This is a genomic window from Phytoactinopolyspora endophytica, from assembly GCF_004138495.1.
GTDB classification, from domain to species: domain Bacteria; phylum Actinomycetota; class Actinomycetes; order Jiangellales; family Jiangellaceae; genus Phytoactinopolyspora; species Phytoactinopolyspora endophytica.
Genome location: NZ_ML142867.1, coordinates 62,076 through 64,520, shown reverse-complemented (window position 1 = coordinate 64,520; position 2,445 = coordinate 62,076). Strand labels below are relative to the sequence as shown.

Here is a 2,445-nt window from a genome sequence, read left to right as displayed (position 1 = left end):
ATCGGTACTGGTGAGGTCGTCGTGGCCGAAGTATGGAAGTGCTCGGCGCGAGGCTTCGACTCCAGGGGTGGCGATCCTGATTGATCGATCAAAGGTTGGGAAGGACGATCGGTGGTATTGACTTTCGATGGTCGATAATCGATGCTGTCTCAACGTAGCCGGCGTCGCTCTGGGTTGCAGGGCACCGGTCAAGAACTGACTGCCTGGGAGTTAACGCGATGAAGCGTGTGACGGCGAACGTGTACACCGAGACGGAGTGGCGGGGCTGCAACCCCAGCTACGTCGTGACATCAGACGGCGTCCTCGTCGTCGACACTCCCCAGCTGCCGACCAAGGCCGTGGCGATGCGCCAGGAGGTGGAGGCGCGCGGCCCTATCCGGTACGTGGTCAACACGGAGCACCATGTGGACCACATCTTCGGCAACTACTGGTTCAGGGGCGCCGGCCAGGTCGTCCATCATCAGGGCGTGGCCGACAACTTCATGGTCCCCACGCCGGACCTCGACCCGTTCGCCTACGCCCTCGAGGCGATCCCCACCGACGACCCCGAGGCCGCGGACATCATCCCCGACCGGGATACCTACTACAAGGACCCCAACGGCGGGGACATCGTCTTCACTGGTGACCTCACGCTGAACCTGGGGTCGCACACGTTCCATCTCATCCATACGCCCGGGCACACGCCGGGACAGCTGGCCGTCCACGTCCCGCAGGAGCGCGTAGTCTTCACGGGCGACACCATCTTCAGCGAGTGCCAGACCTGGCTCATGACCTCCGACGTCGATCAGTGGTTCGGCGCGCTCGACCGCATCGGCGAACTCGACGTCGAGCACGTGGTGCCCGGCCACGGCCCGGTGACCGACCTGGCCTATCTCCAGGTCCAGCGTGAGGTCCTGCAGACGTGGGTCGACGCCGTGGCGGACGCCGTCGCCCGCGGCTGGTCCCGCGAGGAGACCATCGAACGAGTCAACTTCGCCGAGCGCTACCCGGTCGACGTTGGTCAGGGCTACATGATGAGCCACATCCAGACCCTCAACGCGGCCTCCCTCTACGACAAGCTGACCGCCCGCTGAGCGGTTCGCGCCGCACGAGTGGCCGTCCGGCCCCGGCGCGGCAGAGCCGAGCTCCACGTCATCCCACACAAGGAGAGATAGCAATGTCGCTGTTTCACACCACCACTGCACACGGCAGCCGCCCGGTGCCGAGGATCCGCTGGGCCTCGGCGGGTGTCGGCGTGCTGACGGTCGTCGGCATGCTCGCCGCCTGCGGACCCTCCAACGGGGAGTCGGCGGACGACACCGTCGGCGAGGACAACGTCATCAAGATGCACGCCAACTTCGAGTTCTCCGGTCCGGGCTCGCTTTACGGCATCTCCAAGGTCGTCGGCGTGCGGGTCGCTGCGGACCTGATCAACGCGCAGGGCGGCATCGAGGTGGGCGGGGAGAGCTACACCCTCGAGGTCATCGAGTGCGACAACCGCACCGAGGCCACGTACGGCATCCAGTGCGCCCAGCAGGCCGCAGACGAGGGCGTCCTGTGGACCGCCGCGCCCGACCTCGGCTTCGAAGGTGCGTACGAGATCTACAAGGAGAACGACATCCTCACCATCGGCAACGGCGGCGCCGCCACCGACCTGCTGATGGACGACCCTGAAGGCAATCCGCTGCTGACGTTCGAGTTCCTCACCTACCGGGAGAGCGCCGAGGCCAACATACTGCACCTGCGGGCGATGTTCCCCGAGGTCACGCGGATCGCCACACTGTTCCCCAACGACGCGAACGGGCAGGTCTACCACGAGACCTGGCGCGAGCTGGCTCCCGAGTACGGCTTCGAGGTCGTCGCCCAGGAGCTGCACCCCACGGACGCGACGGGTGACTTCTCGAGTTACCTGACCAACCTCGGCCAGGGCGACCCGGAGCTCATCCACCTCGGCTACCTGCCGAACGTCGCCGCGGCGGCGGCTCCGCAGGGTGCCCAGCTGGACGTCGCGGACATCTTTTCCTCGGAGGCGGTCACCTTCGCCGACCTCGAGGGCGCCGACCTCGGGAGCAAGCCGTTCGTGTCGCTGCAGTACGCCTACAACTGGTTCGAGGGCTACGAGCCCGAGGACGACGAGTGGGCGGCCCTGATCGAGCAGTTCGACGAGGCGGCCGAGGGCGAGGCCTACCTGCCGTCCGTCGCCCTCCTGGGCTTCGCCGGCGACACGCTGATGGTCAAGGCGGCCATCGAGGCGGCGGATAGCCTCGACCCGGAGGATATTGCCGCTGCCTGGCCGGACGCCGAGTACCAGGGCCCGTTCGGTCCCGCATTCGGCACGCCGAACCGGTCCACCGACCAGTCCCGTGCCCACTTCGTGATCGACGAGAACGAGCAGGTCGTGGTCTATGACTTCGAGAGCGGGTTCTCCGAGGAACCGCGCTCCGTGGTCGAGGTCGGGCCGCGCCC

At 66.7% G+C, this 2,445-nt stretch carries 2 protein-coding genes; both read left to right on the top strand.

All coding sequences use genetic code 11. The annotated features are described in order from the left end of the window. Positions 1-218 precede the first annotated feature (218 nt). Positions 219-1,073, top strand: a complete 855-nt coding sequence (locus ELR45_RS28035) for an MBL fold metallo-hydrolase (RefSeq protein WP_129669265.1) — start codon at positions 219-221, stop codon at positions 1,071-1,073. An 83-nt stretch (positions 1,074-1,156) separates the two neighbouring features. Further along, positions 1,157-2,445 (top strand): ABC transporter substrate-binding protein (locus ELR45_RS28030; RefSeq protein ID WP_165368168.1); only part of this gene is annotated, 1,289 nt, incomplete at its 3' end.